The sequence below is a fragment of the Bdellovibrionales bacterium genome (genome assembly GCA_016716765.1).
Lineage (GTDB): Bacteria > Bdellovibrionota > Bdellovibrionia > Bdellovibrionales > UBA1609 > JADJVA01.
In genome coordinates this window covers 21968-27967 of record JADJVA010000021.1, presented here as the reverse complement: position 1 = coordinate 27967, position 6000 = coordinate 21968, and the positions used below count along the sequence as shown (strand labels likewise).

Below are 6000 nucleotides of genomic sequence, written 5' to 3'. Positions count from 1 at the left end.
CTCCCAATCCCTCACCAAAGATAGGGGCTTGCACCTGTGCATTGGTGTCAGGCACACTGAGGTCACTGCCATCAGCAGCTCTAGTTCCAAATCCTGTGTTCTGAAATGAGCTTCCACTGCCAGAGCCACTTCCAGTCGAGGCACTACCCCCGCCCAATCCTGAACAAAGGGGATCGGATTGGAGCATTGGGACCTCTGCAATTCGCACAAATGGGATTTGAAGCGTTGACGGGATCGTTACAATCACCGTTAAAGACGGGCTGCTGATCGACTTCAGGAAATCCTGTGACTTGATTTGTGGCAGCTTTTGGCAGAGATCGGCAAAAGCTGCTTGCTGCAGCTGACTGAGCGGCCTGGCTGCCCATGGCCGAGACATTTGCGTTGTATCCTGTGCATCGAGTGCCTCTTCCTTCCGCATTGGCTTGGGCCGCACGATAGTCGCTCACCCAAGTGGAGGGGCAGCGTGGACCTTTGCCTCCATTGGCACTCCAAACTGTGTCGAGGTTTGAACACTCTGTCAGCACTCTTCGATATTTGTTCACAACTTCGGTGCATTTTGTCTTCGCAAGAGCCCTTGTCAGTGAAGCACTTGCCACCGAGAGCTGTGTTGGCACCCGCACCGCCCAATGCCACGATCTTCATAAACTCGCAGCTCTTCGCAATTCCTGCCGAATCTCCACCTGAAGCTCCACCCATAGCAATCATTCCTGTGCGCCAACTAAGTGTTCCCATTGCCGTCATCGAACTGGCACTCGGTCCATCAAGGCCAGAGACACACTTGACGGGATCGGTGCAACAAGTGAAGGCTTTCTTATGCGCTTGTTCGCAAAGAGCTCGATCACCCTCTACTTCTGGAGGTTGAGGAAATCCCTGAGGGAGATCTCCGGCTCCACCTGTGGCTTGATCCCCTCCATTGCCTTCGTTTGCAGAGGCCACGGGCTTTCCATCAGCTCCGCATTGGGGAAGACCACTCTCCCTTTGTGCAGACTTTGTCCAGCAAGAGGGACTCCCATTGGCATCACACATCGGCTGGCCTGCCACTTGTCCTATATCCTCAGTCCAACAAGAAGTGCTCTGTCCTGTGTAGGACTCTTCTCCCGCTTGCTTTTTCTTTTTATTATTCTGCGCGGAACTTGAAGCGCTGTCTTCATCGCCAGTATCTGCGGCGCCCCCCTTGCCTGAGGAATCCGTTTTTCCTGTGGTGGTTTTGGTGGGGCGATTGCCACCGCTGCTGCCGCCGCCAATATTGGTTGGCTTGGTGGGGGGTTGGGTGGAGGCGGATTCGGTCGCTGAGCAGGATTGGCCAAATTTGCAGTCATTTTCGGTTTCATTTGGAGGTGCTTTCGTCGAAGCAGGCTCTGGTAAATAATTAGCTTCCTGTAACAAAGCGAATTTATACCAGTACTTTCCACATTCGGGGTAAGTGGCAAGAACGGCCTCACAAGGTAAAACGTACTGTCTATAAAAAACAAGAGCTTCGCTACTCAGTACGAAACGACTCTTCCCATCAATCCTGACGCATTCAATTGGGGAGGATTGAGCGCGGTAGCCCATTGGGCAGGAAAGGCCGAAGGCTCGACCAGAGCAACATATAATAGAAAACAGAAGACTCAATCTTATTGGAGAAAAAGAGAGCGTTACCAAATACATCCCTTCGGCAAGACCTAAAAAGCAAGGTTCAGGTGCTGAGTCAATACCTCACCAATTCCTATCAACTGTATCTTATCGGCATCCCACTTGTTTCACTTTAGGACTTAGATCCAGAAATAAAATCAATTGTTTCAATGAGATAAACTCAATTGATAAAAATTTCGTTCTATTTAGACGTGATGAATAGCATATCTGAAAGGGACATCGCCCAGACGCATGGAAGCGAGTTAGGAATCCTTTTCTCAGACAAAAGTTGAAAGTCCTAGGTGCCCTTTGTTTCAGCGGGCTCCGTCTCGCGCAAAATCCATAGAGGATTTGTAGAACGTGCTGGCTTTGATAGCAACATTTCTCCGAGCGATCCTACCAGGAGCGTCCTCGGGATTTTCTGCTTGAGATTCTCTTGCTCCTGATCTCGAACGGCCCAAGCTTCCGCCATCATCCCAACCCTTATGAAGAGCTGCATAATAGGGCTTGCCGGACTCATCGAGAAGGGCGATTGCAGAACCAGAAGCACCTCCTAGAGTGTCTCCTTTATGAAAATACAAACTCTCAGGACTATCAATTCGATCCTCCGCTAAGCGGTCATCGTTTGTAGCTGTCGTAAGACTAAACGGCGCACAATTCTTCGAGAAGTCCTTCGTTTCCTTATTGTACCCTGCTGTCATGGCAACATTGGGCGCTCTACTCTTGTCAACAATTCTAAATGGCAACGGATTGATCTGATATTTTTTGGGTACAGGAAGACCATCCACCACCTTGCCGACATCTTCCTCTAAGCGAAGAAAAGCGTAATCCAAATGTGGATATCGACCCGGATCATCAGTTCCGAAAAAAACGTCCTTCACCTTAAAGCTACGAATGACATATCCTCCGGTTTTTGGACTCCACACTCTAGTGGTGAAGGTGAAACCCTTTCTCGGATCAGCTAGACGCTCTCGATTCTCACCGTACCCAAAATTATGAGCGCTTGTAATAACCAAATCCGTGTTATGAACCAGATGCCCGGTTCCAACACATTTTGCGACGCCCTTCACCTTAGGGCCGCACTGGCCCTCGTCATCGAAAACCTGGCCCGTCCCATACATTGCCCGATCCGCGTCTGTTGCATCCGGCCCGTATCTTAGCGGGCAGCGACCGTCCTTTCCGACGATTTTTGTTTTGATGAACCGGCCCACTTGTTCGATTTGGCGGGCGTTCTTAGAAAGACCAGGAGTGTTTTCGCAATCCTGTCCGAAGTTACCGACTCTGGAATCCGACTGCCCAGCAAAGCGACCGGAAATGCCGTCTTCCACAAAGCCTGTGCGCTTCCTGTTTGGATCTCCGCCAAATGGAACATAGGAACCGGTCGTTGGATTGTAAACGTAATCTCCAGGGGGTAGGGTCGGGTTTGACTGAGCGATCGATGCGACGGGTGAGAAGGATAGAGACGCAAGAGCGAAAGCGCGCAAAAAAAGAGATCTTGAAATGAATTTCATAACAGCCTACCTCTTTCGCTGCCTCAACTCCTCTTGATAGAGCAGCTACGAGACAATTTCAATGCTAAAAATATGCCATTCGTTATGATGGCGTCAAAATATCCCAAGAAGCCCGGCCTCTGGTCGTTTTGGGCGCTAGAACGAAATAGGTGCCATCCCCCAGGAATGTACAAGCCTTAGACAGGTACCTGTTTGAGCCCCATTTGGGCCTTCTTGGGTCAGCTTGGGTCAGAACTGGGTCCCATCTGGCAAGGTGATTGCGCAAATAAATCAATGAGTCTGTAAAGTCTGCAAGAGATTTGAAACGGAAAGCAAGTCCGATGTTCAACGGATTTCAACGCCGATCGCCGATCGCCGATCGACAGGTAGAAATTTTGTGCAAGCCTAGAGAATCAAGGACATTTTTCACTACTGTCTTCGCTGAGCGAACGGCGCCATTAACATATCCCTGTGATAGATCGTCATGCTCTTCTCCGATTCTAAAAAATCGACCAGTCCGAGAAACGACATTTTTTTGGAGCATTTTTCTCCTGGGCGAGGAGCATCTGAATAGGAAGACGGCCAAGAGTAGTAACGTGCGTGAATAAAATACTGAGTTATTCCTGGAACTATTCTCTCAAGTTCACGGAGGATCCGTTTTGATAATAAGAGTCTTTCATCATCTGAACTTGTTTCGAGAATTTTGTCTGAAAAATAAAGGGTTAGACTTCCAAATGAGGTATTTTGTAAAACTGAACTATCCCACATTTGCGCAGAAAACATTTCAAGCATTCCGTTACCAGAAATATTGTAGTCTTCCCAAATTCGTTTTGAGAAATAAAGAATGAGTTTGCCGTTGCTAGCAAATTGTTTTGCCTTTTCCACCTTTATCCCGTTGAACGAATCACCATGTAGATTTATATTAACAAACTGAAATGACGGGACTGAAGATACCAAGATTTTAGTTTGGATGTCTTTTGTTATTCCGCCGTTCTCGTATCGAACCAAAAAACTCCCATCGCTGTTTTCCATAATGTCCGTAACCTGGTGGTTAAGCCGAATCTGCCTTCCCAAGCGATCTGAAAGTCGATCAATAAAAATCTGTGTTCCGCCCTTTACAATATACCTTTCATCGTTCTGGGGAAGGAGTCCAATCCTTTTGCCTTCCATATCAATGTGAATCACTTCGGAAAGAATCGCCCCTGAGAGCTGGGAAAGCGGGAGACCGTATTCAGATAACAGAAAAGTTTCGATGAGCCCTTTCAAAAGCGGTGCGTTCTCAATTAGAAGGAGGACGCTAGCTGCGCTCTTCTCGTCTAACTCACGGTGTTCTTGCAAACTACTCTGAGCTGCAGAGATTATTTGCTGAATCTTGCTGAGCGCATTCAATTCAGTAGTAAATATTTCTTCAATCAAATCCGCCCAATTATAGAACTGACCCTTTATTTCAAAAATATCGAGGCCATTTCTTGGCCGTTCCACAACTCACAACCCAGTCCCTCTATGAGGCTAATAGCGTCGCAATGAGTACTATCTATCAGCTCGGCGCCCGCATTTGAAATAATATTTAAACCAAACGGGAACGGGTCAGTTCTAATTCTTCCTCCAACGCGAGGAGAGGCTTCCAAAACAGTGTAGAAAATATTTTCGTCGCTAAATTCTTTGGCTGCAGTCAAACCTGAAGCCCCAGCTCCAATAATCACAACATCCACTCTTTCAGTAGGTTCAGCTGAAGCCTGGAAAGATAGGTGCATGATAGTATGATAGAACAAAACCAACGCCAAGAGGACACTCGTCCTATTCATGTTCCCCACCCCTGGCGGCGAACCCGCCGTCCGATAAATTTCAACAATTAAAAATCTATTGTTTGCTTCGACTTTCTGATGATACCCACTTTTGAGCAAACCATACGTGGCGATTGTAATTATTAACTCAAAAAAAAATAATAATTTTGGCTATCGAAGCGCCGATGATGTACCGCATTAGACAGATTTTTTCAACAGAGATAATTCTAAGGGGTAAAGGTTTCTCTCCCCTTCTCTCCAGTTTCTAAAAGACCTGGTGCCAAATCATTTTCTTCACACAACATTTGCGCTGGACAAGACATTCTATGCTTGACGAGCCCCGCATATGGTCTGGTTTTGGGCTGCTTGCCGTCGCGACTGCGACTCACGCGAAGGCGAAAGCTGGTGGAGCCGTAGAGCGGCGGAACCCAACGGCAAATCGCGCGGGAAAAATGTATATTAGGTTTTTGGCTAAGCGAGACATAAACACACAAGTTGACCAAAGAACAATCTGCTCCCCATAATACTCGCAAAATGAGAGAGGTATTTATGTCAGAAGATATCAAAGCTGAACTTGAACGATTACGAGCAGAAAATGCAGCGCTAAAAAAGACCAAGCCTGCGGCAGGCACCTTGTCCATGAAGGTGAGCGAAAAGGTGCGCTTTCAATTTATGGCATGGGCCGGTTTCCAGTGACTTTATACAAAGGCAATGGCTTAAGCTTTTGGGAATTTCTGATGAGATCAAGAAGTTTATCAGTGAGAATGATCATTTGCTGAAAGCCAAGGATTAGATCTGTAGGAAGCAAGGATCTTTGAATTTAAAGGGAGGGTCTTGGCCCTCCTTTAAAACGTCCCCTTAAAAAAGGACTTTTATTTCTGAGCGAAAATACTAAAAGCGTTGTCGGTATCTAAATCAACAGCGGTGAAATTAAACCCAGAAAACGTTGATAGCCACGAATCAGCAGATGTTCTTGATGTGCTGGAAAGTAATGTGAATTTGGTATTTGCAGAAAAATTACCAATCCCTGTATTTGAGGTGCAGTCCGCTGAATCATCAAAACCAGCTGAAGTTGCACAAGCTGTATTGGTTGTTTCAGAGTACTGCCCGCT

5 protein-coding genes and 1 pseudogene are annotated in these 6000 nt (G+C 47.0%); 1 reads left to right on the top strand and 5 read right to left on the bottom strand.

The features are described from left to right. The 5 genes from IPL83_16075 to IPL83_16055 all read right to left on the bottom strand — a co-directional run. The coding region (locus tag IPL83_16075; GenBank protein MBK9040652.1) for a hypothetical protein at window positions 1-187 on the bottom strand (187 nt) is incomplete at its 3' end. Window positions 188-273: 86 nt separating this feature from the next. Further along, window positions 274-1644: a hypothetical protein gene (locus tag IPL83_16070; protein ID MBK9040651.1), complete on the bottom strand. Its 1371-nt coding sequence runs from the start codon at window positions 1642-1644 to the stop codon at window positions 274-276. Between the two features lie 284 nt (window positions 1645-1928). After that, complete coding sequence (locus tag IPL83_16065) at window positions 1929-3125, bottom strand: hypothetical protein (GenBank protein ID MBK9040650.1); 1197 nt, start codon at window positions 3123-3125, stop codon at window positions 1929-1931. Window positions 3126-3533: 408 nt separating this feature from the next. Continuing rightward, window positions 3534-4586, bottom strand: coding sequence for an FAD-dependent oxidoreductase (locus IPL83_16060; protein MBK9040649.1), 1053 nt, complete (start codon window positions 4584-4586; stop codon window positions 3534-3536). Next, complete coding sequence (locus IPL83_16055; protein MBK9040648.1) at window positions 4547-4909, bottom strand: FAD-dependent oxidoreductase; 363 nt, start codon at window positions 4907-4909, stop codon at window positions 4547-4549. The genes IPL83_16060 and IPL83_16055 overlap by 40 nt, the downstream gene beginning before the upstream one ends. Before the next feature lie 528 nt (window positions 4910-5437). Between IPL83_16055 and IPL83_16050 the strand changes: the two are divergent. Continuing rightward, window positions 5438-5681, top strand: a pseudogene (locus IPL83_16050) (hypothetical protein). Window positions 5682-6000 lie beyond the last annotated feature (319 nt).

Coding starts and splice junctions, on each gene's coding strand:
- IPL83_16065 (MBK9040650.1), bottom strand. CDS start 3,125: ATGAAATTCATTTCAAGATCTCTTTTTTTGCGCGCTTTCGCTCTTGCG.
- IPL83_16055 (MBK9040648.1), bottom strand. CDS start 4,909: ATGAATAGGACGAGTGTCCTCTTGGCGTTGGTTTTGTTCTATCATACT.